Annotated in this window: 21 protein-coding genes; 16 read left to right on the top strand and 5 right to left on the bottom strand. The window is 67.8% G+C overall.

The genetic code is table 11. The features are described from left to right. The first annotated feature begins 69 nt into the window (after window positions 1–69). The 7 genes from VLF18_RS04175 (at window position 70) to VLF18_RS04145 (ending at window position 10,443) form a co-directional block, all read left to right on the top strand. Complete coding sequence (locus VLF18_RS04175; RefSeq protein WP_325278362.1) at window positions 70–1,248, top strand: acetyl-CoA C-acyltransferase; 1,179 nt, start codon at window positions 70–72, stop codon at window positions 1,246–1,248. 137 nt (window positions 1,249–1,385) lie between these two features. Next, a complete protein-coding gene (locus VLF18_RS04170; RefSeq protein WP_325278361.1) occupies window positions 1,386–1,829 on the top strand; it encodes a hypothetical protein in 444 nt (147 codons plus the stop codon). A 92-nt stretch (window positions 1,830–1,921) separates the two neighbouring features. Further along, window positions 1,922–3,628, top strand: a complete 1,707-nt coding sequence (locus tag VLF18_RS04165) for a molecular chaperone HscC (protein WP_325278360.1) — start codon at window positions 1,922–1,924, stop codon at window positions 3,626–3,628. Next, the gene (locus VLF18_RS04160; protein ID WP_325278359.1) at window positions 3,625–5,262 is read left to right on the top strand and encodes a hypothetical protein; all 1,638 of its coding nucleotides are present in this window, start codon (window positions 3,625–3,627) and stop codon (window positions 5,260–5,262) included. The genes VLF18_RS04165 and VLF18_RS04160 overlap by 4 nt, the downstream gene beginning before the upstream one ends. An 82-nt stretch (window positions 5,263–5,344) precedes the next feature. Then, window positions 5,345–6,952, top strand: coding sequence for a carboxyl transferase domain-containing protein (locus tag VLF18_RS04155; protein ID WP_325278358.1), 1,608 nt, complete (start codon window positions 5,345–5,347; stop codon window positions 6,950–6,952). A 333-nt stretch (window positions 6,953–7,285) separates the two neighbouring features. Next, a complete protein-coding gene (locus VLF18_RS04150) occupies window positions 7,286–8,944 on the top strand; it encodes a DUF1800 domain-containing protein (protein WP_325278357.1) in 1,659 nt (552 codons plus the stop codon). An 11-nt stretch (window positions 8,945–8,955) separates the two neighbouring features. Then, window positions 8,956–10,443 carry a DUF1501 domain-containing protein gene (locus VLF18_RS04145; protein WP_325278356.1) on the top strand — a complete coding sequence of 496 codons (1,488 nt, stop codon included), beginning with the start codon at window positions 8,956–8,958 and terminating at the stop codon, window positions 10,441–10,443. Window positions 10,444–10,621: 178 nt separating this feature from the next. Here the strand turns inward: VLF18_RS04145 and VLF18_RS04140 are convergent, their stop codons facing one another. Next, window positions 10,622–12,916, bottom strand: coding sequence for a TonB-dependent receptor (locus tag VLF18_RS04140; RefSeq protein ID WP_325278355.1), 2,295 nt, complete (start codon window positions 12,914–12,916; stop codon window positions 10,622–10,624). Window positions 12,917–13,205: 289 nt separating this feature from the next. Between VLF18_RS04140 and rpsF the strand changes: the two genes are divergently transcribed. The 6 genes from rpsF to radA all read left to right on the top strand — a co-directional run bounded on the left by rpsF (window position 13,206) and on the right by radA (window position 18,610). Next, window positions 13,206–13,613, top strand: coding sequence for a 30S ribosomal protein S6 (gene rpsF / locus VLF18_RS04135; RefSeq protein ID WP_325278354.1), 408 nt, complete (start codon window positions 13,206–13,208; stop codon window positions 13,611–13,613). A 15-nt stretch (window positions 13,614–13,628) separates the two neighbouring features. After that, complete coding sequence (rpsR, locus tag VLF18_RS04130) at window positions 13,629–13,853, top strand: 30S ribosomal protein S18 (protein ID WP_325278353.1); 225 nt, start codon at window positions 13,629–13,631, stop codon at window positions 13,851–13,853. 132 nt (window positions 13,854–13,985) lie between these two features. Beyond that, window positions 13,986–14,432: a 50S ribosomal protein L9 gene (gene rplI, locus VLF18_RS04125; protein ID WP_325278352.1), complete on the top strand. Its 447-nt coding sequence runs from the start codon at window positions 13,986–13,988 to the stop codon at window positions 14,430–14,432. Between the two features lie 182 nt (window positions 14,433–14,614). Further along, on the top strand, window positions 14,615–16,003 hold the full coding sequence (locus VLF18_RS04120; protein WP_325278351.1) for a replicative DNA helicase: 1,389 nt from the start codon (window positions 14,615–14,617) through the stop codon (window positions 16,001–16,003). A 143-nt stretch (window positions 16,004–16,146) separates the two neighbouring features. Beyond that, window positions 16,147–17,223, top strand: coding sequence for an alanine racemase (gene alr / locus VLF18_RS04115; RefSeq protein WP_325278350.1), 1,077 nt, complete (start codon window positions 16,147–16,149; stop codon window positions 17,221–17,223). A 13-nt stretch (window positions 17,224–17,236) separates the two neighbouring features. Continuing rightward, on the top strand, window positions 17,237–18,610 hold the full coding sequence (gene radA / locus VLF18_RS04110; RefSeq protein WP_325278349.1) for a DNA repair protein RadA: 1,374 nt from the start codon (window positions 17,237–17,239) through the stop codon (window positions 18,608–18,610). A 177-nt stretch (window positions 18,611–18,787) separates the two neighbouring features. On the opposite strand, the gene VLF18_RS04105 is transcribed toward radA, so the two are convergent. Together VLF18_RS04105 and VLF18_RS04100 are read right to left on the bottom strand one after the other, a co-directional pair. After that, window positions 18,788–19,378, bottom strand: coding sequence for a YceI family protein (locus VLF18_RS04105; protein ID WP_325278348.1), 591 nt, complete (start codon window positions 19,376–19,378; stop codon window positions 18,788–18,790). A gap of 137 nt (window positions 19,379–19,515) precedes the next feature. Beyond that, window positions 19,516–20,001, bottom strand: a complete 486-nt coding sequence (locus VLF18_RS04100; RefSeq protein ID WP_325278347.1) for an SRPBCC family protein — start codon at window positions 19,999–20,001, stop codon at window positions 19,516–19,518. Window positions 20,002–20,107: 106 nt separating this feature from the next. On the opposite strand from VLF18_RS04100, the gene VLF18_RS04095 reads away from it, so the two are divergent. The 3 genes from VLF18_RS04095 (at window position 20,108) to VLF18_RS04085 (ending at window position 22,967) form a co-directional block, all read left to right on the top strand. Beyond that, window positions 20,108–21,163, top strand: coding sequence for a helix-turn-helix domain-containing protein (locus tag VLF18_RS04095; protein WP_325278346.1), 1,056 nt, complete (start codon window positions 20,108–20,110; stop codon window positions 21,161–21,163). Window positions 21,164–21,307: 144 nt separating this feature from the next. Further along, on the top strand, window positions 21,308–21,691 hold the full coding sequence (locus VLF18_RS04090; protein ID WP_325278345.1) for a DUF393 domain-containing protein: 384 nt from the start codon (window positions 21,308–21,310) through the stop codon (window positions 21,689–21,691). Next, window positions 21,684–22,967 carry a fatty acid desaturase gene (locus VLF18_RS04085; RefSeq protein ID WP_325278344.1) on the top strand — a complete coding sequence of 428 codons (1,284 nt, stop codon included), beginning with the start codon at window positions 21,684–21,686 and terminating at the stop codon, window positions 22,965–22,967. The genes VLF18_RS04090 and VLF18_RS04085 overlap by 8 nt, the downstream gene beginning before the upstream one ends. Window positions 22,968–23,014: 47 nt before the next feature. Here the strand turns inward: VLF18_RS04085 and VLF18_RS04080 are convergent, their stop codons facing one another. Both VLF18_RS04080 and VLF18_RS04075 read right to left on the bottom strand, forming a co-directional pair. Continuing rightward, window positions 23,015–24,289 carry an RNA polymerase sigma factor gene (locus tag VLF18_RS04080; protein WP_325278343.1) on the bottom strand — a complete coding sequence of 425 codons (1,275 nt, stop codon included), beginning with the start codon at window positions 24,287–24,289 and terminating at the stop codon, window positions 23,015–23,017. Between the two features lie 53 nt (window positions 24,290–24,342). After that, window positions 24,343–24,870, bottom strand: a complete 528-nt coding sequence (locus VLF18_RS04075; RefSeq protein ID WP_325278342.1) for an SRPBCC family protein — start codon at window positions 24,868–24,870, stop codon at window positions 24,343–24,345. Window positions 24,871–24,906 lie beyond the last annotated feature (36 nt).

Genomic DNA, 24,906 nt, shown 5'->3' with positions numbered 1-24,906 from the left:
CATAATCGAGCGGTTCGGCGCCCCGGCGCCGACCCAGCCCGCCTCTATCCACGCTACGCGGAGAGTTGTATGTCCGATATCGTCATCGTCGGCGCCAAGCGCACGGCCATCGGTTCCTTCCTCGGTCAATTCAGCGGCGTTCCGACGCCGACCCTCGGCGCGACGGCGATCAAGGCCGCGCTGGAACACGGCGGCGTCGCCGCCGGCGACGTGGACGAAGTCATCATGGGCTGCGTGCTGCCCGCCAACCTCGGTCAGGCGCCCGCGCGCCAGGCCGCGCTCGGCGCCGGCCTGCCCGCATCGACCGGCTGCACGACGATCAACAAGGTCTGCGGCTCGGGCATGAAGGCGATCATGCAGGCGCACGACGCGATCAAGGCCGGATCCTCCGCGGTCGTCGTCGCCGGCGGCATGGAATCGATGACCAACGCGCCGCACATGATTCCGAACTCCCGCAGCGGCAACCGCTACGGCAACTTCGAAGCCGTCGACCACATGGCCTGGGACGGCCTGACCAACCCCTACGACGGCAAGGCCATGGGCGTGTTCGGCGAACAGTGCGCCGACAAGTACAACTTCACGCGCGAGGAACAGGACGCCTACGCGGCCGAAACCGTGAAGCGCGCGCTGGCCGCACAGAGCGGCGGCGCGTTCGCGAACGAGATCGTTCCGGTCAAGGTCTCGACCCGCAAGGGCGACGTGGAATATTCCACGGATGAACAACCGGCAAAATGCGACACCAGCAAGATCGCGTCGCTGAAGCCGGCGTTCCGCAAGGAAAACGGCACGATCACCGCGGCGAGTTCCTCGAGCATCTCCGACGGCGCCGCCGCGACGGTGCTGATGAGCGCCGACGAAGCCGCGCGCCGCGGCGTGAAGCCGCTGGCCCGCATCGCGGCCCATGCGACGCATTCGCAGGAACCGCAGTGGTTCACGACCGCGCCGGTCGGTGCGATCGAGAAAGTGCTGAAGAAGGCCGGCTGGAGCGTCGCGGACGTCGATCTGTTCGAAGTCAACGAAGCCTTCGCCGTCGTCGCGATGGCGCCGATGCGCGAACTCGGCATCGAGCACGCGAGGCTCAACGTCAACGGCGGTGCCTGCGCGCTCGGCCATCCGATCGGCGCCAGCGGCGCGCGCCTCGTCGTCACGCTGATCCACGCGCTGAAGAACCGCGGCCTCAAGCGCGGCGTCGCCTCGCTGTGCATCGGCGGCGGCGAAGCGACCGCGATCGCGATCGAACTGGTCTGATCCCGGATCTGATCCGGCACCGCGATGCGCGCCGGCCGGCGCGCATCGCTTTTTGCACCGACGCCGAAGAACGCCGCTTGCCTGGGTCCGGCAGCGGCTCAATACTGCCGCGACACCGAGACAAGGAAGAGCTTCGTATGACCGTCCATCGCATGCTTTGGAGTGCCGCCCTGTTCGCCGGCCTCGCCGCCTGCAGCCCGCAGGATTCGCAGACCGCGCAGCAGCGCGCGGACGCGGCCGCGAAGGCCGCCGCGCAGAAGATCGAAGAAGCCAAGAAGACCGCCGCCGACGCGACTGCGTCGACGAAGGAAGCGCTCAAGGATGCCGCCGGCGACGCGAAGCAGGCCGCCGACAAGGTCGGCGATCGCATCAGCACGCTCAGCAACGAAACCGGCCAGGCCGTGATCGAAGGCACCGAGAAGGCGGCCGAAACCGGCAAGGCCGTCGGCCGCGAACTTGTCGAAGGCGCCAAGGAAGTCGGTCACGAGGTCAAGGACGGCGCCGTCGCCGTCGGCCGCGAAATCAAGGAAGCCGCGATCGAGACCAAGGAAGCGGCGAAGGACGCCACGAAGAAGGACTGATCGCGCCGCGCCCGATCGCAGAAACCGGCCGCAGATGCGGCCGGTTTTGCGTTCGGGCACCGCGACCGGACATTGACGTATTCGGAGCAGTCATGATTGTCGGCATCGATCTCGGCACCACGCATTCGCTGATCGGCCTGTGGACCGCCGACGGCGCACAGCTCGTGCCCAATGCGCTCGGCGAGGTGCTGACGCCATCCGTGGTCGGTGTCGACGATGGCGGCCGCGTGCTCGTGGGTCGCGCCGCGCTCGAACAGCTGCCGCTCGCGCCCGACCGCACGGTCGCCGCGTTCAAGCGCTACATGGGCAGCGCGCGCGAAACGCGGCTCGGCGACCGGCGCCTGCGTCCCGAAGAACTGTCCGCGCTCGTGCTGCAGTCGCTGCTCGCCGACGTCAAGGTGCACACCGGCATCGACGCGACCGAGGCGATCGTCAGCGTGCCGGCCTATTTCAGCGACGCGCAGCGCAAGGCCACGCGCAACGCCGCCGAAATCGCCGGCCTGCGCGTCGAGCGGCTCGTCAACGAACCGACCGCCGCGGCGCTGGCCTACGGCCTGCAGGAGCAGCAGGGCGAATCGAAGTTTCTCGTGCTCGACCTCGGCGGCGGCACGTTCGATGTATCGATCCTCGAATCGTTCGACGGCGTGATGGAAGTCCATGCGAGCGCCGGCGACAACTTCCTCGGCGGCGAGGATTTCGTCGACGTGCTCGTCGAGACCGCGCTGCGCGATCTGCAGATCGCGCCGACCGCGCTGAGCCCACGCGCACGCGCCGCGCTGCGTGCGCGGCTCGAACGCGTCAAATGTCAGCTCAGCCAGAACGCCGAGGTGCGCGCAAGCCTGCCGTTCGACGAGGCGCCGCGCGAGTGGACCGTCAGCGAAAGCCGCTTCGAGACCGCCTGCGCGACGCTGCTCGGCCGGCTCCGCGCACCGATCGAGCGGGCGATGCGCGATTCGGGCACGCGTCCGCACGATCTCGACCAGATCGTGCTCGTCGGCGGCGCGTCGCGCATGCCGATGGTCAGCCGCCTCGTCGCGCGCCTGTTCGGCCGCCTGCCGCTGCGGCACATCCATCCCGACCAGACCGTCGCGCTCGGCGCCTGTGCGCTGGCCGGCATGAAGGCCCGCGATGTCGCGTTCCGCGAAATCGTGATGACCGACGTCTGCCCGTACACGCTCGGCGTCGAAGTGCAGCACACCGACGAGCACCAGCGCGTCCACCAGGGCATGTTCTCGCCGCTGATCGAGCGCAACACCGTGATTCCGGCCAGTCGCGTCGCAACGTATTCGCCGGTGCGCGACTTCCAGGAAGTGCTGGAGCTGCGCGTGTTCCAGGGCGAGTCGCCCGAAGTCGCGCACAACGTATTCCTCGGCAAGCTCGAACTGCCGCTGCCGCACAAGCGTCGCGAGGACAATCCGATCCAGGTGCGTTTCACGTATGACGTGAACGGTCTGCTCGAAGTCCAGGCTCACGTGGTCGCGACCGGTACCGAGAAGCAGCTCGTCATCGAGCAGAATCCGGGCCTGCTCACGCCGCAGCAGATCCGCGAACGCCTCGCCGCGCTCGCGACGCTCAAGGTGCATCCGCGCGACCAGCAGGCCAATCTCGCGCTGCTCGCGCGCGCGGCACGTCTGTACGAGGAACACACCGGCGATGCGCGCCGCGAAATCGGCGCGCGGCTGCTCGCGTTCAAGGCCGCGCTCGAAACGCAGGAACCGCGGCAGATCGAGCCGGCACGACGTCATCTCGGCGAACTGCTCGACTACCTCGACGGCGAGGCGACGCCTTTGCCGCCATGAACCTGCCGTGGCCGTGGCAATGCCTGCAGCTCGATCAGACGGCGACACCGACGGCGGTGCGCCGCCGCTATGCGGAACTGCTCAAGCTCAATCGCCCCGAGGACAATCCCGACGGCTTTCAGCAGCTGCGCCGCGCGTACGAGATCTGTCTGGCGTTCGCGCGCGAGCGCGAAGCGCAGACCGACGCGCGCGCCGACAACGAAGTCGTCGCGGCGGCGCAGTGCCCGGAAACGGCGGCAGCGCCGGATGTCGCGCCTGCGGTGTCCGAGGCAACAGAATCGGGTACCGCGACGGCTCCACCGGTGCGCGTCCCTGCGCAGACGCCCGCCGGACACGATGCGACGCCGGTCGACTTCGCACTGCCGGCGCTGCGTCCGCCCGAGGTCGTCGTCGACGAACTGCTCGCGGTCGATGCGGACACGCCGCACGACAGCGATGCGTTTGCACGATGGTTCGCACAGTGCCCGGAGTTCGCGAGCTTCATCAGCCGCAACGTGGTCGAGCTGGCGCTGCTGCATCGGATCACGACGGGCGCGCGCCCGACGCTGCGCGCGCTGCAGGTGCTCGGCGGCGCGTTCGGCTGGCGTCAGCTCGGCTCTGAACGGCATCTGCTGCAGATCGGCGTTCCGCGCGAACACCTGCGCGCCGTGGATACGGCACTGTTCCATGCCGGCGCCGAAGCGCAGTTCGACTGGCATCTCGCGACGAAGCAGCAGTTGATTCCCAAGGGCGATGACACGATCGGTGTCGAGCAGGAGATCCGGCTGCTGTGCCAGTTGCGCGAACAGCGCGATCGGTTGCCGCGCTTCCGCGCGCTGCTGTCGGGACAGCGCCTCGTGCGCGTCAATCGCCTGCTCAACGGCTGGTCGCAACACTATGGCGACGCCGCGACGCAGCACCTGTTCGGCGCGGCGAATGTCGCGTACTGGCGCAGTGCGCATCCCGGCGCGCCGCCGAATCTGCGACAGTCGTTCGCCGGCGCGCTGCGGGCGGCGATCCTTGGAGGTGTCGTGTGGCTCGGCGTCGCGCTGTTCGGCGCGCTGGCCCTGTGGCAATCGCCCAACGGCGATTCGTCGGGTTTCGCCGGCCTGATGCTCACGCTGCTCGTGATCGCCGTGCCGGTCATCGTCGTGATCAACGGCTGGCGCCTCGCGCTGCACGGACTCGCGCGACTGATCGCGATCACGGATGCTGCGCACGAGCGCTGGCGCGAGCGCGTCACCGTCTGGTTCGCACCGGCCCGCGCGCTGCCGATCGGTATCGCGGCAGGCATGCTGCTCGCGATCGTCGCCGATCGCGTCGGCGGAGCGGCCGCGCCTGCCGGTCTCGGACTCGTCAGCGCCGCCGCGTTCGGCTGGCGCAGCCTCGCGCCTGCCGCAATGTACGCCGCGGTCGGCTGGGTCATGGGACTGGCTTTCACCGGCGCCTCGCCGACGGAGATGCCGTGGCTGATCGCCGCGGCACTGCCCGTGCCTGCGCTCTGGTTCGCCGACTGGCTCGCACGCCGCCGTCTGCCGCACGAGCGCGCGAGCCTGCGCTGGCGTCGCATCGTCGGCTATTCGTTCGTCTACGGCCTGCTGGCGATCGTGTTCAGCGTTGTCGGCGCGGCGATTCTCGACGACGCGCTTCGATAGCCCGACGGAAATGCGGCGAGGAATTTCCCAAGCGCCGACACCCTGTGCTTTCATTCCGCCCTTGCCTCAGCCCGGTGTGCTCATGACCCAGATCGAATCGAAGATCGACCCCCGCAGCCCCGAATTCCAGGCCAACGCCGCGCAGCTCCGCGCCGCGGTCGACGATCTTCAGGCGCAGATGGCGAAGGTCGCGCTCGGCGGCGGCGACAAGGCACGCACGAAGCACACCGAGCGCGGCAAACTGCTGCCGCGCGAGCGCATCCGCGCGCTGCTCGATCCGGGCTCGCCGTTCCTCGAACTCTCGCCGCTGGCCGCGCACGGCATGTACGACGACGCCGCACCCTGCGCCGGCGTGATCACCGGCATCGGCCGCGTGCACGGGCAGGAAGTCGTCGTCGTCGCGAACGACGCGACCGTCAAGGGCGGCACGTATTTCCCGATGACGGTCAAGAAACATCTGCGTGCGCAGGAAGTCGCGCTCGAGAATCGCCTGCCGTGCATCTATCTCGTGGATTCCGGCGGCGCGTTCCTGCCGCTGCAGGACGAGGTGTTTCCGGACAAAGAGCACTTCGGCCGCATTTTCTACAATCAGGCACGCCTGAGCGGACTGGGCCTCGCGCAGATCGCCGTCGTCATGGGTTCGTGCACGGCCGGCGGCGCCTACGTGCCGGCGATGTGCGACGAGACCATCATCGTCAAGGAACAGGGCACGATCTTTCTCGGCGGCCCGCCGCTCGTCAAAGCGGCGACCGGCGAAGTCGTCGATGCCGAATCGCTGGGCGGCGCCGACGTGCACACGTCGATCTCCGGCGTCGCCGACCACTTCGCCGAGAACGACGCCCACGCGCTCGCGATCGCGCGCGATGTCGTCAGGCACCTGAACCGGCGCAAGCAGCTGCCGGTCGCCGTCGCGACGCCGAGCGAGCCCGCCTACGCGGCCGAGGAAATCTACGGCGTCGTGCCGGCCGACACGCGCCGGCCGTTCGACATCCGCGAGATCATCGCGCGCATCGTCGACGGATCGGAATTCCAGGAGTTCAAGGCGCGCTACGGCAAGACGCTGGTCTGCGGCTTCGCGCACATCCACGGCTATCCGGTCGGCATCGTCGCGAACAACGGCATCCTGTTCGCCGAGTCGGCGCTGAAGGGCGCGCACTTCATCGAGCTGTGCAACCAGCGCAACGTTCCGCTGGTGTTCCTGCAGAACATCACGGGCTTCATGGTCGGCCGCAAATACGAAAACGCCGGCATCGCGAAGGACGGCGCGAAGATGGTCACCGCGGTGGCCTGTTCGCACGTACCGAAATTCACCGTGATCATCGGCGGCAGTTTCGGCGCCGGCAACTACGCGATGTGCGGCCGCGGCTACCAGCCGCGCTTTCTCTGGATGTGGCCGAATGCGCGCATCAGCGTCATGGGCGGCGAGCAGGCCGCGTCGGTGCTCGCTACGGTGCGCCGCGACGGCCTCGAAGCCGGCGGCCAGAGCTGGAGCACCGAAGAGGAAGACGCGTTCAAGGCACCGATCCGCTCGCAGTACGAACGCCAGGGCCATCCCTACTACGCGAGCGCCCGGCTCTGGGACGACGGCGTCATCGACCCGGCCGATACGCGGCGCGTCCTCGGTCTCGCGATCTCGGCCAGCCTCAACGCGCCGATCGAGCCGCAGCGCTACGGCGTGTTCCGCATGTAGTCCGCACCGGGCTTCCGACGGACGCATCGGAAGCCCGCGGGAACGGACAGTGCGTGAAATCCGCGTGCGGCGCTGCGTTTGAACCGGACCGCAGCGTAGCGGATCCTGCGCATGGCGCCATTCGTCCACTACCGCTAACCCACTGCCGGCACGACAAAAACGTCACTTTGTGACCGCCATGGGACGTCGGGCGAAAGCGCAAATGGGCGCCCATACCGCAGAGCGGGTCAACCGCTACCGTTCAGCGGCGTTTCACATTTCCTGTGCAGGCCATCACGACGCACCCGTATGCGTGTGCGTAATTTCCGCTCGCCAGTATCGGGGAAAACCACCATGCCTCTGACCAGCCGCTGCGGCGCACTGCTCCTGTGCGCCGCCCTCGTCGCACCTGCCGCACAGGCGCGCACCTTCTTCAAATCGGGCTTCGAACCGGCGACCGACATTCCGGCCACCGACGGCGAAGCCGCCCGCTTCCTGACCCAGGCCACATTCGGTCCGACGACCGCGGACATCGCCAAGGTCCGCCAGATCGGCTATTCGGCCTGGATCGACCAGCAGATGAATTCCGTCGCGATGACCGCGGCGCGGCCGCACATGGAAGCGGTCGCCGCCGCGATGACCGCCGGTGGCACCGAGTCGATCGGGCAGAACCAGCGTCTGAGCCGCTGGTTCCACACCGCGATGACCGGCCAGGATCAATTGCGCCAGCGCACCGCCTGGGCGCTGTCGCAGATCTTCGTGATCTCCGACACCAACGGCAGCATCAGCGGCGAACCCGTGCAGATGAGCGAGTACTGGGATCTGCTCGCGCGCAACGCGTTCGGCTACTACCGCACGCTGCTCGACGAGGTGACCTACAACCCGTCGATGGGCAAGTTCCTGAGTCACTTCCGCAACCGCAAGGCGGCGACCGGCCGCGAGCCCGACGAGAACTACGCGCGCGAAGTCATGCAGCTGTTCTCGATCGGCGTCGTCGAACGCAACATCGACTACTCGCCGCTGCTGCAGAACGGCCAACCGATTCCGACCTACGACCAGAACGTCATCAGCCAGTACGCGAAGGTGTTCACGGGCTTCGCCTACAACAACGCCGGCACGAACCTTTTCGGCGGCACCAATAACTATCTGCCGATGTCCTGCGTCGCGACCGAGCACGACACCACGTCGAAAGTGCTCGTCGGCGGCACGACGCTGCCGGCCGGCCAGAGCTGCGCGGTCGACGTGCGCGACGGACTCAACCTGCTCGCCTCGCATCCCAATGTCGCACCGTTCATGGCGCGCCAGCTGATCCAGCGCTTCACGACCAGCAATCCGTCGACGGCCTACATCACGCGCGTCGCGCAGAAATTCAACAACAACGGCGACAACGAGCGCGGCGATCTCGCCGCGGTCATCAAGCAGATCCTGCTCGATCCGGAAGCCCGCGCGGCCAATCCGCCGGCCAACTTCGGCAAGGTCCGCGAACCGCTGCTGCGCCTGACCGCCGTCATGCGCGCCTGGGATTTCCAGCTGCCGGCCGCGACGCAGTATGGCGAAATCCGCATGGGCATGACCAATCCGACCGGCAGCTACGCGCAGCGGCCGCTCGGCGCGCCGACCGTGTTCAATTTTTACGAGCCCGACTACGAGCATCCCGGCGGTCCGCTCGACGACGCGAACCTGGTGTCGCCGGAAATGCAGATCATCAACGAAGGCTCGACCTACACGATCTCCAACAGCCTCGCCGACTACACCTTCCGCTACTACGTCGGCATGACGAATCCGCCGACCGACCGGCCGCTGATCAACGTCAGCGCGCTGGCCAACCTGGCGACGCCGACGCTGATGGTCGACGAAGTGAACCGGCGCATGTTCTACGGCCAGATGTCGAGCAACACGCGTACGACGCTGATCAACATGCTGAGCTTCATGAACGGCGCGTCGGCGAGCGAAAAGGCGCGCTCGCTGCTGCAGATCGCCGCGATGTCCCCCGAATTCGCCACGCAACGCTGAGGACTGCCGCGATGAACTCCAAAGAACAAGCCCGTCGCCGCTTCCTGCGCAATCTCGGCACGACACTCTGCGCCGGCGGCGCCTCGGCACTGGTACCGCAGCTCGGTCTCGTCGGCTCCGCGCTCGCCGCGCAGAAAGGCAGCGTCGCGGGCTACCGCGCGCTGGTCTGCGTCTATCTCTCGGGCGGCAACGATTCCTGGAACATGCTGCTGCCGTACGACACGGCGCGTCACGGCGTCTATGCGACCGCCCGCGGCGGCGTCTACAACGCGAACACGAATGCCGGCGGCCTCGCGATCGACCGCGCCGCGCTGACCAGCCAGTTCCAGATCACCGACAGCGCGACCGGCGGGCTCTACGCGGTCAATCCGGGCAACGGCAACTATCCGACCGGCATGGCCGATCTCGCGACGATCTATCGCGCGAACAAGCTCGCCTTCATCGCCAACGTCGGCACGCTGGTGCGTCCGATCACGAAGACCGAGTACAACAGCTCGCCGTCGCTGCGTCCGCCGCAGCTGTACTCGCACAACGACCAGGAAAACCTGTGGCATCTCGCGCGCACGACCGCGACGAACACGGGCTGGGGCGGCCTCGTCGCCGATCGCGTGCGCGCGGACAATCTCAACCAGTCGCTGTCGCCGTGCATCTCGCTGGCCGGCGCGAACCGCTTCGAAGTCGGCAACGACACGTTCCCGTACCAGATGTCCTCGAGCGGCCTCACCGGGCTCTCGAACATCTACAACTCGGCCAACAGCACCGGCGGCACCTACGGTTCCCAGCGCGCCGGCGCGCTCGACCTGCTGCTCGCCGACACGGCCAACCCCTCGCCGTTCGCGAAGGACTACGCCCGCACGTTCAAACGCGGCCGCGATCTCTACGATCTCGTCAATTCCTCGCTGACCGCGACCGACGGCTCGGGCAACGTGACGACGGTATTTCCGAGCGGCAACTCGCTCGCCGACCAGCTCAAGATGGTCGCGCGCATGATCAAGATCTCGCGCGAGTCGAGCGGCCAGATCCAGCACAAGCGCCAGGTCTTCTTCGTACGCACGGGCGGCTTCGATCTGCACGACGGGCTCATGTCGACGAACAACAGCGGCCACGGCGCACTGCTCAACCGGATGTCGCAGGCACTCGGTGCGTTCTGGACTGCGCTCGGCGAGATCGGCGCGCAGAACGAAGTGACGACGTTCTCGATGAGCGAATTCGCGCGCACGCTGAGTTCCAACGGCAACGGTTCGGACCACGCCTGGGGCGGCGTGCAGTTCGTCATGGGCGGCATGGTCAACGGCGGCCGCCTCTACGGCACCTTCCCCGACCAGGCGCTCAACAACGCGATCAGTTTCTCGCGCGGCCAGACGATTCCGTCGACCAGCGTCGATCAGATGGCCGCGACGCTCGCGCGCTGGATGGGCGTGACTGGCACGAACGACCTCGCCACGATCTTCCCGAACCTGATCAACTTCCCGACGTCGAATCTGGGGTTCATGGCGTAACAGCAGGAAAGCGTGGGGAGGAGTGAGAAACGGGTGCGGCGCACTGCCTCCTCGCTTCTCGCGCCTCCCCACTCTTTTTTCTCTTCCGGCTGCCCGCAACCACCGACGCGTATGCGCGGCGGCGTGAGAAGCGAGCCGGTTCGACCCGTTTCTCACGCCTCTGTACTCGTCCCTGCCTTCAGAATCGCGCCTTGAACTCCACGCCCCAGGTGCGCGGCTCGTTGAGGAAGCCGGTCAGGTTGTTGAAGTCCAGTCCGCCGACGATGACCTTGCGGTCGGTGATGTTGCGGCCGAACAGCGCGACTTCGTAGTCGCCATAGTTCCAGTCGTAGCCGGCGCGCAGGCCGCCTTCGAACAGCGGCTTGCCGGTGAACTCGACCGACTCATAGAGGAAAAAGTTCACTTTGCTGCGATAGGCCCAGTCGGTGTAGACGAAGAATTCACCGTTGCCCATCGGAATGCCGTAGCGCGCGGTCAGGTTGTAGACGTGTTTCGGCGCCTGCGGCAGCGGGTTGCCGTCGATGCGCACGGTGCCGGCGACGCTGCCGGCTGGATCGAGCACGGTGCATGGCGCGCCGCACTTGAACACCGTCAGGTTCGGATCACGGATCTTGGTCGGGTTCCAGCTTGCGCCGAAGGTCACGAGGAAGTTCTCGGCGAGCAGCGCTTCGAGATCGAGTTCGGCACCGTGGCCTTCGGCCTTGTCGGCGTTGACCAGGCGCGCGATGTTCGCGTTGCCGCCGACCGCGGTCAGCTGCGGATCGTCGATCGTGTAGCGGTACAGCGCGAAGCCCAGGCGCAGGCGGTTGTCCCAGAGCTGCGTCTTGAGCCCGGCTTCCCACGACAGCACGGTTTCCGAATTCGCGATGGTCACGAGTTCGTCGCTCGGCAGGGTCGCGTCGGCGAACATCAGGCGGCCCTGCACGCTCGGCGCGCGGAAGCCCTTGGCGACGCGCGCATAGAGATTGACCTGATCGTTGGCCTGATACACCGCGCTCAGGTCCCAGCTCACGTCCGAATCGCTCGGATCGACGCGGATCGGCGCGATCGGCGGGCCGAATGGGCCGGTGACGCGCTCGGCGACGAACTCCTTGCGGTCGTCGCTGTAGCGCAGGCCGCCGCGGAGCTTCAGGCGCTCGGTCACGTCGAGGTCGCCCGAGGCGAACACGGCCCAGGCCTCGTTGTCCTGCTCCTGCGTCGCATAGCCGTTCTGCGGCTGGCCCGGCGCGAAAGTGTCGTAGCTGAAGGTGTCGACCGAAATCGACTCGTCGAAGCCGAACACGCCGGCCTGCCAGTCGAAGCGGCCCCATTCGTTGGATTCGATGCGGAATTCCTGCGACAGCTGGCGATGATGCGGCAGGCCGTCGGCGGATTCGGCCGGAAACGGAATCAGCCCCGGACCGTAGTTGCCCTCGCCGAGAAACACCGCGCCGAAGCCGCCGTCGATGTCGCCGCGGCTGAATGCGTCGACACTTTCGTAGCCCGTGATCGAATGCAGCGTCGTGCTGCCGAGATCCCAGCGCAGGCGCATGTTCGCGCCGATCTGGTCGAGGTTCTGCTCGTTGCGGCCGTCGATGGCGACGAATTCGCGCCGGAAACCCGGCACGAAGTCATTGCTGCCCTGGCGGATGATGTTCGCGCGGAACAGCCGCGCGGTACCGTCGAGCTTGCGCGCATGCACGTTGAACAGCGCCTCGAAGCCGTCGTCGGGCGCGAGCAGGTACTGCAGGCGGGCCGCGCTCTCGCGGTAGCCTTCGAGATCCTCGCCGGGGCCGTTGCGCGTGTTGTCGACATAGTCCTCGCGGCGCTGATGCAGCACGGACAGGCGCAGCGCACCGCTCTCGCCGACGCCGCCGGTCACGGCACCGGAAAGATTCGAGGTACCGAAGCGGCCGTAGCTCAGGCTGCCGTAGCCGCCGAACTCGCGCTCGGGCCGGGCCGACTCGAACTTGATGACGCCGGCCGGCGAGTTGCGTCCGAACAGCGTGCCCTGCGGGCCGCGCGCCATTTCGACCTGATCGAGGTCGAACAGCGGAAAGCCCTTGAGGATCGGGTTTTCCTGCACGACGCCGTCGTAGACCAGCGACACCGGCTGCGAGGCGTTGAGGTCGAAATCGGTGTTGCCGAGGCCGCGGATGTAGAAGCGCGGGAACGCGCGGCCGAACGAGGATTCGATGTTGAGGCTCGGCAGACGGCCGGCAAGGAAGCGGATGTCGTCACCGCCCGAAGCGAGAATCTCGAGCTTGTCGGCCTCCACGGCCGTGATCGCCATCGGCACGTCCTGGATGTTCTCGACGCGGCGCTGCGCGGTCACGGTCACCGTTTCCAGCGCCGGCGCGTCGTCGGCATCCCGGCTTTCCTTCGGCGGCTCGGCGGTCTCCGCGTTCGCGGCACCCGACAGGGCGGCAAGCAATGCGGCGGCGAGGCCGCCCAGGCGCAGGCCGCGGCGGGCGCGGCGATTCGACGTCGTCATGTGGCGAACCCTCTTGGCTGAAACGACACGGTACGAACGCTGCCGTCCCCGGCGTGTCGTGCGACACGCAACAGCGTCGCCGCACTGTGCCCAAAATCACCGCGGCTGGCCAGCCGGCCCGCGCGGCCGCCGGACACCGGGATGCTTGCGCTTCAACGACTTGCCATGCGTCGGTGCGGCGGCTAGAATCCGCGACCCCGTGCGCCAATCCGGCGTGGGGACCTTGCCTCACCGCGCCGCGGGAGGCTGCGCAGCGGCATCCGCCCTGCGTCATCCACAAGGAGTTTCCATGCGTCACTACGAAATCGTGTTCCTGGTCCATCCGGACCAGAGCGAACAGGTGCCCGCCATGATCGAGCGTTACAAGACGCTGATCGAAGGCGACAAGGGCGCCATCCACCGTCTGGAAGACTGGGGCCGCCGCCAGCTCGCGTTCCCGATCCAGAACCTGGCCAAAGCCCACTACGTCCTGATGAACATCGAGTGCAGCCAGAACGTGCTGAACGAACTCGAGTCGGGCTTCCGTTTCAACGATGCCGTGCTGCGCCACCTGATCCTGGTGCGCGACGCCGCCGTGACGGAACAGTCCTTCATCATGAAGACCAAGGACGAGAAGAGCGGCGATCGCCGTCGTCGCGACGACGATGAAGGCGGTTTCGGCGGCAATGCCGATTCCAACGACGCCGAAGCGGCCTAAGTCCAGGAGCCCACCATGTCCAAGTTTTTCCGTCGCAAGAAGTTCTGCCGCTTCACCGCCGAAGGCACGGTCGAGATCGACTACAAGGATCTGAACACGCTGCGCCAGTACATCGGCGAGACCGGCAAGATCGTCCCGAGCCGCATCACCGGCACCAAGGCCAAGTACCAGCGCCAGCTCGGCGACGCGATCCAGCGCGCCCGTTTCCTGGCCCTGCTGCCGTATTGCGACAACCACTAAGGCTCAGCCTTTGCTCTCAGCCCCGGCTCGTCCGGGGCTGAGGTTTTTCAGTCCCGCGACGTTTAGCGACATCGCGATTCGGACAGCCACCGCTGCATCGGCTCCGCCGGTGCTAACGAATCGGAGAAATTCATGGATCTCATCCTGCTGCAGAAAGTGAAGAACCTCGGCGTGCTCGGCGACAAGGTCAAGGTGAAGCCGGGTTACGGCCGCAACTACCTCGTTCCGCAGGGCAAGGCCGTGCCGGCCACCGCCGACAACCTCGCCCAGTTCGAACAGCGTCGTGCGGAATTCGAAGCCAAGGCCAACCAGGTCCTGTCGGGCGCCGAAGCGCGCAAGGCCGCTCTCGAAGGCGCCAGCGTCACGATCAGCGCGAACGCGAGCCCGGAAGGCAAGCTGTTCGGCTCGGTCGGTCCGCGCGACATCGCCGAAGCGTTCACCGCCGCCGGCAAGCCGCTGGAAAAGTCGGAAGTCGTCATGGGCGAAGGCCCGCTGCGTCACGTCGGCGAATTCGAGGTGCACGTGCACCTGCACGCCGACGTGCACACGACGGTCAAGGTCGTCGTCACGGCCGGCTGATCGCCCCGCTGCATCGTTTCACGACGGGCGCCCTCGCGGCGCCCGTTTCTTTTTGTGCGGGCGCCGCCGTATGCGCGGCGCAATCGCACAGCCTATACCGCTGTTATCAACAGCTTGTTGTCTAGCAATTTGAGACGGTGCTTTGATAATCGAGCGCCGTGCCGTTCTCGTCCGAGACTTCCATGGCCGCCTCTCCCGATCGCAAGACCGTCCAACGCATCGACTCCCTGCGCGTGCCGCCGCATTCGGTCGACGCCGAACAGGCCGTGCTCGGCGGCCTGATGCTGTCGCCGGAGGCCTGGGACAAGGTCGCCGATCGTCTGAACGAGGACGATTTCTACCGCAAGGACCATCGCGTCATCTTCCGCGCTATCACGGAACTGTCGAACAAGGGCATGCCCTGCGACGCGGTCACGCTCGGCGAATGGTTCGAATCGCAGGGTCTCGCCGATCTCGTCGGCGGCACCGCCTACATCCTGCAGCTCGCGAACACCACGCCGAGCGCGGCGAACATCATTGCCTACTGCGACATCGTGCGCGAGAAGTCGGTGCTGCGTCAGCTCATCGACGCCGGCACCGAGATCGTCAGCGATGGTTTCGCGCCGGAAGGCCGCAGCACGCAGGAAATCCTCGAGGGCGCCGAGCAGCGCGTATTCCGCATCGCCGAAGCCGGTGCGCGCGGCCGCCAGGGTTTCGTGCCGATGCGCACCGCGGTCAAGGACGCGTTCGCGATCCTGCATCACCGCTTCGAGAATCGCGGCACCGTCACGGGCATGCCGACCGGCTTCACCGATCTGGACGAGATGACCGCCGGCCTGCAGCCGTCGGATCTGATCATCGTCGCGGCGCGCCCCGCGATGGGCAAGACCGCGTTCTCGCTGAACATGGCCGAATACGCCGCGATGAAGACCAAGCGCGCGGTCGCCGTGTTCTCGATGGAAATGTCGGCCTCGCAGCTCGCGTTCCGATTGATCTCCTCGGTCGGCCGCATCAACCAGCAGCACCTGCGCAACGGCGACATCCAGGAAGAGGAATGGCCGCGCGTCACGAGCGCGATCACGCTGCTGTCCGAAGCCAAGATCTTCATCGACGACACGCCGGCGCTGTCGCCCGGCGAACTGCGCGCGCGCTGCCGCCGCCTCAAGCGCGAACACGACCTCGGCCTCATCGTGATCGACTACCTGCAGCTCATGCAGGTGCCCGGGAACAAGGAGAATCGCGCCACGGAAATTTCAGAAATCTCGCGCAGCCTCAAGGCGCTCGCGAAGGAACTGAATGTGCCCGTGATCGCGCTGTCGCAGCTCAACCGCTCGCTGGAACAACGCCAGGACAAGCGCCCCGTCATGGCCGACCTGCGCGAATCCGGCGCTATCGAGCAGGACGCCGACGTGATCATGTTCATTTACCGCGACGATTACTACAACCAGGATTCGCCCGACAAAGGTCTCGCCGAGATCATCATCGGCAAGCAGCGTTCGGGTCCGACCGGCAGCGTGAAGCTCACGTTCCTCGGGCAGTACACGAAGTTCGAGAACTACGCGTCGGACAACTATCTCGGGTCCTACGAGTGAAGCGAGAAAAGAGTGGAGAGGAGTGAGAAACGAGTGAGAGCAGGATGCGCTGAATTCGCTTGTTCTGCTTCTCCACCGGTTTCCGGAGTCGCTTCACGGCTGCCCCTCTCTTTTCCCACTCTTCTGCACTCTCCCCTGCTTTCATGAGCCGCACCGCCGTCGCCGCCATCCACCTCGATGCCCTGCGCGCGAATCTCGCACGCATCCGCAGCCTGAGCGCGGGCGCAAAGGTCATGGCAGTGGTCAAGGCCGACGGCTACGGTCACGGGCTCGAGCGCGTCGCGCGGGCGTTCGCCGAAGCGGATGCGTTCGGCGTCGCCGCGATTGCCGACGGCCAGCGCCTGCGTGCCGCGGGTCATCGCCAGCGCATCGTCGTGTTGTCGGGGCCGGACGAAGCGGCCGACCTCGCTGAACTGCGCCGCCTGCGCCTCGATGCCGTGATCCATCATGAATCGCAGCTCGCCTGGCTCGAGGCCGATCGCGACGCACGGCCGCTGCGCGTCTGGCTGAAGATCGACACCGGCATGCACCGGCTCGGCTTCGCGCCGGAACGCGCGCGCGGCGTGCTCGAACGCCTGCATGTCATGCCGTCGATCGAGCGCGACATCGTGCTGATGACGCACTTCGCCGCGTCCGACGAATTCGACAACACGACGACGGCCTCGCAGATTGCACAATTCCAGTCGGCAACAGAAGGCCTGCCCGGCGAGCGCTGCCTGTCGAACTCGGCCGGCGTGCTCGGCTGGCCTGCGGCGCGCGGCGACTGGGTGCGCGCCGGCGGCCTGCTCTACGGACTCTCGGTCGTCGCCGGAAAGTCCGGCGAGGACTTCGGCTTCGCGCCGGCCATGAGCCTGTCGACGCGGCTGATCGCGATCAACCGGCTGCAGCGCGGCGAGCGCGTCGGCTACGCCGGCACGTATGAATGCCCGGAGGACATGGACGTCGGCGTCATCGCGATCGGCTACGGCGACGGCTATCCGCGCAGCGCCGCGGTCGGCACGCCCGTTCTCGTCGGGACCCAAAGCGCTGCCATCGTGGGTCGCGTGTCGATGGACCTCGTCACGATCGACCTGCGCGGCGCGACCTCGGCGCGCGTCGGCGACCGCGTGCTGCTCTGGGGCAGAGGCCTGCCGGTCGAACACGTCGCCGAACGCGCCGGCACGATCGCCTACGATCTGACCTGCGGTATGACCAAGCGCGTTTTGTTCGTCGAAGACTGACACGGAGACGTCGATGGCCAAGGCAAAAACGGCCTATGTCTGCAACGAGTGCGGCAGCGAGCACACGAAGTGGCAGGGCCAGTGCACCGACTGCGGCGCCTGGAATTCGCTGTCCGAAATCGTCGTGACGCCGGCCAAGGCAGCTGCCGCACCGCGGCGCGGCGGCTATGCGGGCGATACGGCCGCGCCGCGCGTGCTCTCGCTCGTCGACGTCGCGCAGAACATCGAGGAACGCACCTCGATCGGCATCGGCGAACTCGACCGCGTGCTCGGCGGCGGGCTCGTGGAGGGTTCGGTCGTGCTGATCGGCGGCGATCCGGGCATCGGCAAATCCACGCTGCTGCTGCAAATGCTCGGTGCGCTCGGCGAGCGGCTCAGCGGCCTGTACGTCACCGGCGAAGAATCGCTGGCCCAGGTCGCCGCGCGCGCGCAGCGCCTGGGCCTGCCGCTCGCGCCGCTGCGCGCGCTCGCGGAGACCTGCGTCGAACGCATCATCGAACACGCGGCCGCGCAGAAGCCTCGCGTGCTCATCGTCGACTCGATCCAGACGATATGGACCGAAGTGCTGACCGCCGCGCCGGGTTCGGTCAGCCAGGTGCGCGAATCGGCGGCGAAGCTCACGCGCTTCGCCAAGGAGACCGGCATCAGCGTGTTCCTCGTCGGACACGTGACGAAGGAAGGCGGCATCGCCGGCCCGCGCGTGCTCGAACACATGGTCGACGCGGTGCTGTATTTCGAAGGCGAATCGGGCAGCCGCTTCCGCGTGCTGCGCGCGTTCAAGAACCGCTTCGGCGCGGTCAACGAACTCGGCGTGTTCGCAATGTCGGAAAAAGGCCTGCGCGAAGTGCCGAATCCGTCGGCGATCTTTCTGTCCGCGCATGCGGGCCCGACGCCCGGCAGCGCCGTCATGGTCACGCGGGAAGGCACGCGGCCGCTGCTCGTCGAGGTGCAGGCGCTCGTCGACCAGTCGCCGCTCGCGAACCCGCGACGCGTCGCGCTGGGCCTCGAACAGAACCGGCTCGCGATGCTGCTGGCCGTGCTGCACCGCCACGGCGGCGCGGCGGTCTACGACCAGGACGTGTTCGTGAACGTGGTCGGCGGCATCCGCGTACAGGAGACCGCAGCCGACCTGCCGATCCTGTTCGCGATCCTGTCGAGCTTCCGCGACCGCGCCCTGCCCGACAAGCTCGTCGCCTTCGGCGAAGTGGGCCTGTCCGGCGAGATCCGCCCCGTCCCCAACGGCGAGGAACGCCTCAAGGAAGCCGCGACCCACGGCTTCCTCAAGGCCGTCGTGCCGAAGGCGAACGCGCCGAAAAAATCCCGTATCGGCGAAATGGACATCGTCGGCGTGGAGCGCCTCGGCGATGCGCTCGGCGCGGTTTCGTAGGTTGGGCTGAGCAGGCGAAACCCAACATCGAAGTGATTCCGCTGCAAAGAACCCGCGTCGGAGGAATGCGCTCGCGGCACGATTCGAATGCACCGCGAGCCACTTCATTCGCTGGGCGTTCGCCCCGCAGGACGACCTCGATGTCGGGCTTCGCCTGCGGCTCAACCCAAACTGCGCTCAGCTCGTCGGCATCGTCGGCAATGCATCCTTGAACGCTTCGACCTGGATGCGGATCAGGAACTTGCCCATGCCGTTGTCGGTGTGCTGCGTCATGCCGTAGTCGCCGCGATCCAGGCGCGCTTCGGCGTCGGCGCCGCAGACCGGCTTCTTGAAATACGGATGCTCCATGCAGGTGAAGCTCTTGATGTCGAGCGTCAGCGGCCTGGTGACGCCGCGCAGCGTGAGCTGGCCCTTGACCGAGGTCGGCTTGTCGCCGGTGAACTGCAGCTCGCCGGTATAGACGAGCTTCGGATGCTTCGCGACGTCGAGCCAGTCGGCGGTGATCGCATGTTCGTGCATGGAGTCCAGACCGAAGTCGATGCTGTTCGCGTCGACCTCGACCTTCACCGTGCCGCGGCGCGCGGCCAGATCGAGCAGCACCTCGCCGCTCGTGCGGTTGAACTTGCCGCGCCAGACCGACAGGCCCATGTGCGGCATTTCGAGGCTCGGAAACGTGTGGTCGGGATCGAGCACGTATTTTTCGGGCGCGGCATAGGCCGGCAGCGCGGCGACGGCGAACAGGGCGAACAGGCGCGGATGCAGGGACATGGCGAGGCTCCAGGGCAGTGGACGAACGATACGCGAGCCGCGGCGATCGGCAGTGTGTACCGGTCCGCGCATCGCGCTCTGCAGAGGCGTCGAACCGGCGCGGCCGGAATCGACACGCGCCGCGATTTTTTCTCGCGTCAGCCGCCGAACTCGCGCCCGAGCGCGTCGAGCAGTTGCTGCCAGCCCTGCTCGCGGGCGCGCGAGGAATCGTGGCGGTCGAGGAAGGCGCCCTGCTCGGTCAGCACGAGGCGCGTGCGGCTGCCGTCGGCGTCGAACTGCACGGTCAGCAGCGTCGCGGCGATGCGCACGCCGTCGCGCGCGAGCGTGCAGGCCGTGACGATGCGGCGCGGCGCGACGATGTCGAGATAGATCGCCTCGCTCGCATAGACCGGCTCACCCGCGCGACGCTGGAAGCGGCCGTGCTCGACGCCGCCGACGCGGAAGTCGTGGCCGTGATCGCAGACGTCCCAGCTGTCGGACGCGACGAACCAGCGCTGCCGGACCGCCGGATCGGCCCAGGCCGCGAACACCCACGGCGGTGCGGCCGCGTAGCTGCGCCGTATCGTGAACTGCGCATGCGCGACGGCGTGTGCGTTGGTCCTGTCTGACGCATCGGCACGCATGGCGCTGCTCCGCGGGAATCGTCCGGCTATTGTCGATGCGCGCCGCTTGCGCCGACCAGAGTCCAGCCGCGATGCTCCGCACCATGTCTGCGCACGACCACGCTCGATGCTCGCCGTCCTGACCGTATTTGCCGTGCTCACCGTGCTCGCCGTCGGTTTCTCGGTCGGCAGCGCATTGCTGCTGATCGCGGCCGGACTCGGCGGCTACGGCCCGACCGGCCAGGACGCGACCGCCCGCGCGCACGGGCTCGTGCTGCTCGCGAGTCTCGCGGCCCTGCAGGGCGCGCATGCCGCGCAGTTGCTCGAGGGCACGCCGCTGTTCGACAGGCCGGTCTACGTCGCGCTGCTGTTCGTCGCCGCCGCCGCGTTCCATCGCTTCTTCACGGCCGCACTGCAGCCGCCGGCGCCGCCTCGCTGGTGGCGTGCGCTGCACTACGCGCCGCTCGCGCTCGCCTTCGTCCTGCCGGGCCGCATCGCCGTGCCGCTCGCGTTCGCATTCGGCACCGCGCATGCACTGTTGCTGCTGCGGCTGGTCCATCGCCTGCGCTCGCAGCGACGCCATTTCCGCGTCGAAGCGGCCGCGTTCGCCGGCTTCGCGGCGATCGCCGCGCTCGTGCTCGCACTCGGCCTCGCGGCCAGCTGGGTCGGCGAGCGCGCCTACGTCGTCGGCTACGCGCTGCTGATCGCGGTGGGTTTCTGGCTGGCCCTGTGGCTGCTGCTGCGCCATCCCGACCTGCCCGGCCGCGCCGCCGACGCGGTGCGCAGCGCCTACGCGAATTCGACGCTCGCGCGCGTCGACAAAGACGCCGCGCTCGCGCGGCTCGCGCGGCTGTTCACCGAAGACAAGGTCTACGCCGATGAAAACCTGAGTCTCGCGAGTCTTGCCGAACTCATGGAGCTGACGCCGCACCAGTTGTCCGAACTCATCAACACGGCTTTCGGCGTCGGCTTCTCGCGCCATGTGCGCGAGCATCGCGTCGCCGCGGCGCAGCGCCTGCTGCTGGCCGAGCCCGACGCGTCGGTGCTGTCGGTCGGCCTGTCGGTCGGCTTCACCTCGCAGTCCAATTTCTACGCCGCATTCCGCGAAATCACCGGCGAGGTGCCGGGCCGCTATCGCAAGCGCGCCGCGGACGCCGGCGCAAGCGCCGCACCGATTGCATAACGATCATTCTGGAAATCCGTAACCTGCTGATTGCGCAGGGCTACACGCGCAAGGGCGGAATTTCTGCTGCGGAATGGTCATTGCGGAAGCGCGCGCATCGCGGCGCGTCCGAGGCTGGCGACATCGCCCCGCCGGACTGTCGCCATGCCCTGCCCGCAACCCATCACCGTGTTCTTCGACGGCTATTGCCCGGTCTGCCGCCGCGAGGTCGCCGCCTACCGCCGGCTCGCGCCGCAGGCCGCGATCCGCTGGCACGACATCGCGAGCGACGCGCCGTCGGTCGAGCGCGACGGCTTCGATCTGGCCGCGGCGCTCGCGCTGCTGCACGTGCGCGACGGCGACGGGCGTCTGCGCATCGGCCTGCAGGCCCATCTGTGCCTGTGGCAGCGGCTGCCGGGCTGGCGCCTGCTCGTCGCTCCGCTGCAACGCTTCGACGCGCTCTATCGCGCAGCCGACGCGGCCTACCGGCTGTTCACGCGCTGGCGGCCGGGCCTGCGCCGCCGGCGCCGGGAGCACGGTCATGGCTGAGCGCGTCCGCTGGCAGGATCTCGCACACCTGAGCCCGCGCGAACGAATCGCCGAACTGCTGCTGCCGCTGCCGTGGCTCGTGCTGGCCTGGAGCTGCGCCGCGGCCGGATGGACGCTGCTCGCCGTCCTCGCCGTCGCGCCGTTCTTCACCGCGGCGCTGCGTCTGACCCACGACACGTTCCACCGCAACCTCGGCCTCGCGCGCCGCGAAGGCGATCTGCTGCTGTTCGCCCTGAGCCTGCTGCTCGGCGGCGCGCTGCATGCGATCGAACACACGCACCTGCACCACCATCGCAACTGCCTCGCCGCGGACGATGTCGAGGGACGCATAGCCGGCTACGGCTTCTGGGCCGCGCTGCTGCGCAGTCCTGCGTATCCGCTGCTGATCCATGTCGAGACGCTGCGCCGCGGCAGCGCACGCCAGCGGCGCTGGGTCCGACGCGAACTCGCCGCCGTCGCGGCGCTGCAAACCCTGATCTGGTGCGGCGGCGACGCAGGCCTGCAGACGCTCGCGATCTCGCTGATCGCAGCGAACGCGCTCGTGCCGATGATCGGCATCTGGAGCGTGCACCGCGGCTGCGCATCGGCCGGCCGCACCGCACGCAGCAGCCGCAGCGGCTGGCTGCAGTGGCTCAGCTTCAACATGCTCTACCACGACGAGCATCACGCCTGTCCGGCGGTGCCGGCGCGGCATCTGCCGCGACTCGCACAGCGGCTCGACGCGGCCGGCCGTCATGCGGCACCGGACGTGATCGGCGCGCCTTCCGGAATCACGCACCGTGTCGCATCCGGCCTGCTCGCCGCCGCGGTCATGCTGTCCGGCTGTCGCGCACGCAGCGCGGCGCAGACCGAAATCGACGCCTGCGCGCTCGCGCGCGGCGCCGCGGCACGATTGATTGCGCGGCCGCTCGCGCTGGCCGAACCGCGCGAAGGCTCGCTTGCGGGCGCCTGCCTCATGCGCGGAACCGGAACTGACGATGCCGTGCAGCTCGCCGTCTACGTGCATACCGCTGCCGCGGCGCGTCGCCACGACGCATCGCTCGAACGCAGCTGGCGCCTCCTCGTGGCCGAAGCGCGCAACAGCCACGGCGCGGGACGCACGCTGCGATTCCGGCGCAGCCGCGATGGCGAGTCGTTCGGTTTCGCGCGCGCCGGCAGCGGGCAGGTGCTCGTGCTCGGGCGCGGGCTGATTCTCGAGGTCGGCGCGCGCGGCCTCGCGCCGGATCAGGCGGAAACCGTCGCCGCGGAACTCTGGTCGATGCTGCTACGCGGCTGAGCGGACGACGCCGGCGCGCACGCGGATGCGATTGCGCACCGCGTGGCTCAGCTGTCGATGCCGTGGCGCCCGAGGCACTCGGCCGCGCGGCGCTGCAATTCAACCTGTTCGCGCAGGTTGCGCGTGAGCCCGGACGCGCGGCGGAATTCCGCCGCCGCCTCGTCGTTGCGGCCGAGCTTCGCGAGCAGATCGCCGCGCACGCTCGGCAGCAGGTGATAGCTCTGCAGTGCGGGTTCGTCCTGCAGCGCGTCGGCGATCGCGAGTCCGGCCGCCGGCCCGAATGCCATCGAAACGGCCATCGCACGATTGAGTTCGACGACGGGCGACGGTGCGACCTGCGCGAGCGCGCCGTACAGCGCGGCGATGCGCCGCCAGTCGGTGTCGGCGGCGACGCGCGCACGTGCGTGGCAGGCCGCGATCGCGGCCTGCAGGGCGTACAGGCCCAGTGCGCCGCCGAGTTCCTCGGCGCGCGCAAGTCCGGCAAGGCCGCGCCGGATCAGCAGTTGGTTCCAGCGCCCGCGGTCCTGGTCGAGCAGCAGCACCGGCGCACCGCTCGCGTCCACGCGCGCCGGCGCGCGCGAGGCCTGGATTTCCATGAGCGCGAGCAGGCCGTGCACCTCGGCTTCGCGCGGCATCAGCGCGACGAGGATGCGTCCGAGACGCAGCGCTTCCTCGCACAGTTGCGGACGCATCAGATCGTCGCCGGCCGTCGCCGAATAGCCTTCGTTGAAGATCAGATAGATCACGCCGAGCACCGACGCGAGCCGCTGTGCGAGTTCGCCGGCCGGCGGCAGTTCGAACGGCACATTGGCCGAACTCAGCGTCTTCTTCGCACGCACGATGCGCTGCGCGATCGTCGGCTCGGCCTGGAGGAATGCGCGCGCGATCTCGTCGGTCGTCAGGCCGGCGATCAGGCGCAGGGTCAGCGCGGCGCGCGCCTCGCTCGACAGCACGGGATGACACGCGATGAAGACGAGCCGCAGCACGTCGTCGCCGACGCTGTCGTCGAGCTGCTCGCCGTCGGGCGCCTGCAGCAGCTGCTGCAGCTCGTGCTCGACTTCGAGTTCGTCATGTTTGCGCTGCGCCATGTCGTTACGCCGCAGCCGGTCGATTGCGCGGTGCTTGGCCGCGGCCATGAGCCAGGCGCCCGGATTGTCCGGCACGCCCGCATCGGGCCACTGCTCCAGCGCCGAAACGAGCGCATCCTGAGCCAGGTCCTCGGCCAGGCTCAGGTCGCGCACCATGCGCATGAGGCCGCCGATCAGGCGCGTGGACTCCATGCGCCAGACCGTCGCGATGGCCTTGTGCGATGCCGCGCTCATGCGCGGCACCGCAGAGCGAGTACGGGTTCATCGCAGTGCGCTCGCATCGGCAGTCAGGACTCCGCCGCGCTCTTGAGGTCGGCCAGTCCCTTCTCGAAGTCCTTGCCGATCATCTTGTCCATGTTGAAGACCAGGCCCATGAGCTTGGACATGTAGGGCTGCGGGCCGTACATGGCCCAGTTCACTTCGGTCGTGTCGCCGCCGGGCCGCAGCGTGAACTCGGCGTGGCTGCGCGTATCCATCGGCTTGATAAAGTGCAGTTGTATAAGAACTTTCGAATGCGGCACCGACTCGACGATCTGCATGCTGCCCTTGCCGACCTTGCCGTTGCCTTCCCAGGCATAGACCGCGTCCTTGCCGCTCGCGCTGCCGCTGTGCTCGCGCTTCATCGCCGGGTCGAGCTTTTCCCAGGGCGACCAGGCGGTCCAGCGGTGGAAATCGTCGATCAACGCGAACACTTTCTCCGGCGCGGCCTTGATCGTGATGCTGCGCTCGATGCGGAACGAATCGGGCCGGAACGCCGCGGCCACGAGCAGTGCGGCGATCGCGACGAGGACGACCAGCAGGATGATCTTCAACATGAGTGTTCCCCGATGTCATGGAGCGGCCGCTGCGGC

This window comes from Tahibacter sp. (genome assembly GCF_035481375.1).
Taxonomy (GTDB): Bacteria; Pseudomonadota; Gammaproteobacteria; order Xanthomonadales; family Rhodanobacteraceae; genus Tahibacter.
The sequence above is the reverse complement of the archived record's forward strand: the minus strand, read 5'-3'. Positions and strand labels throughout refer to the sequence as shown.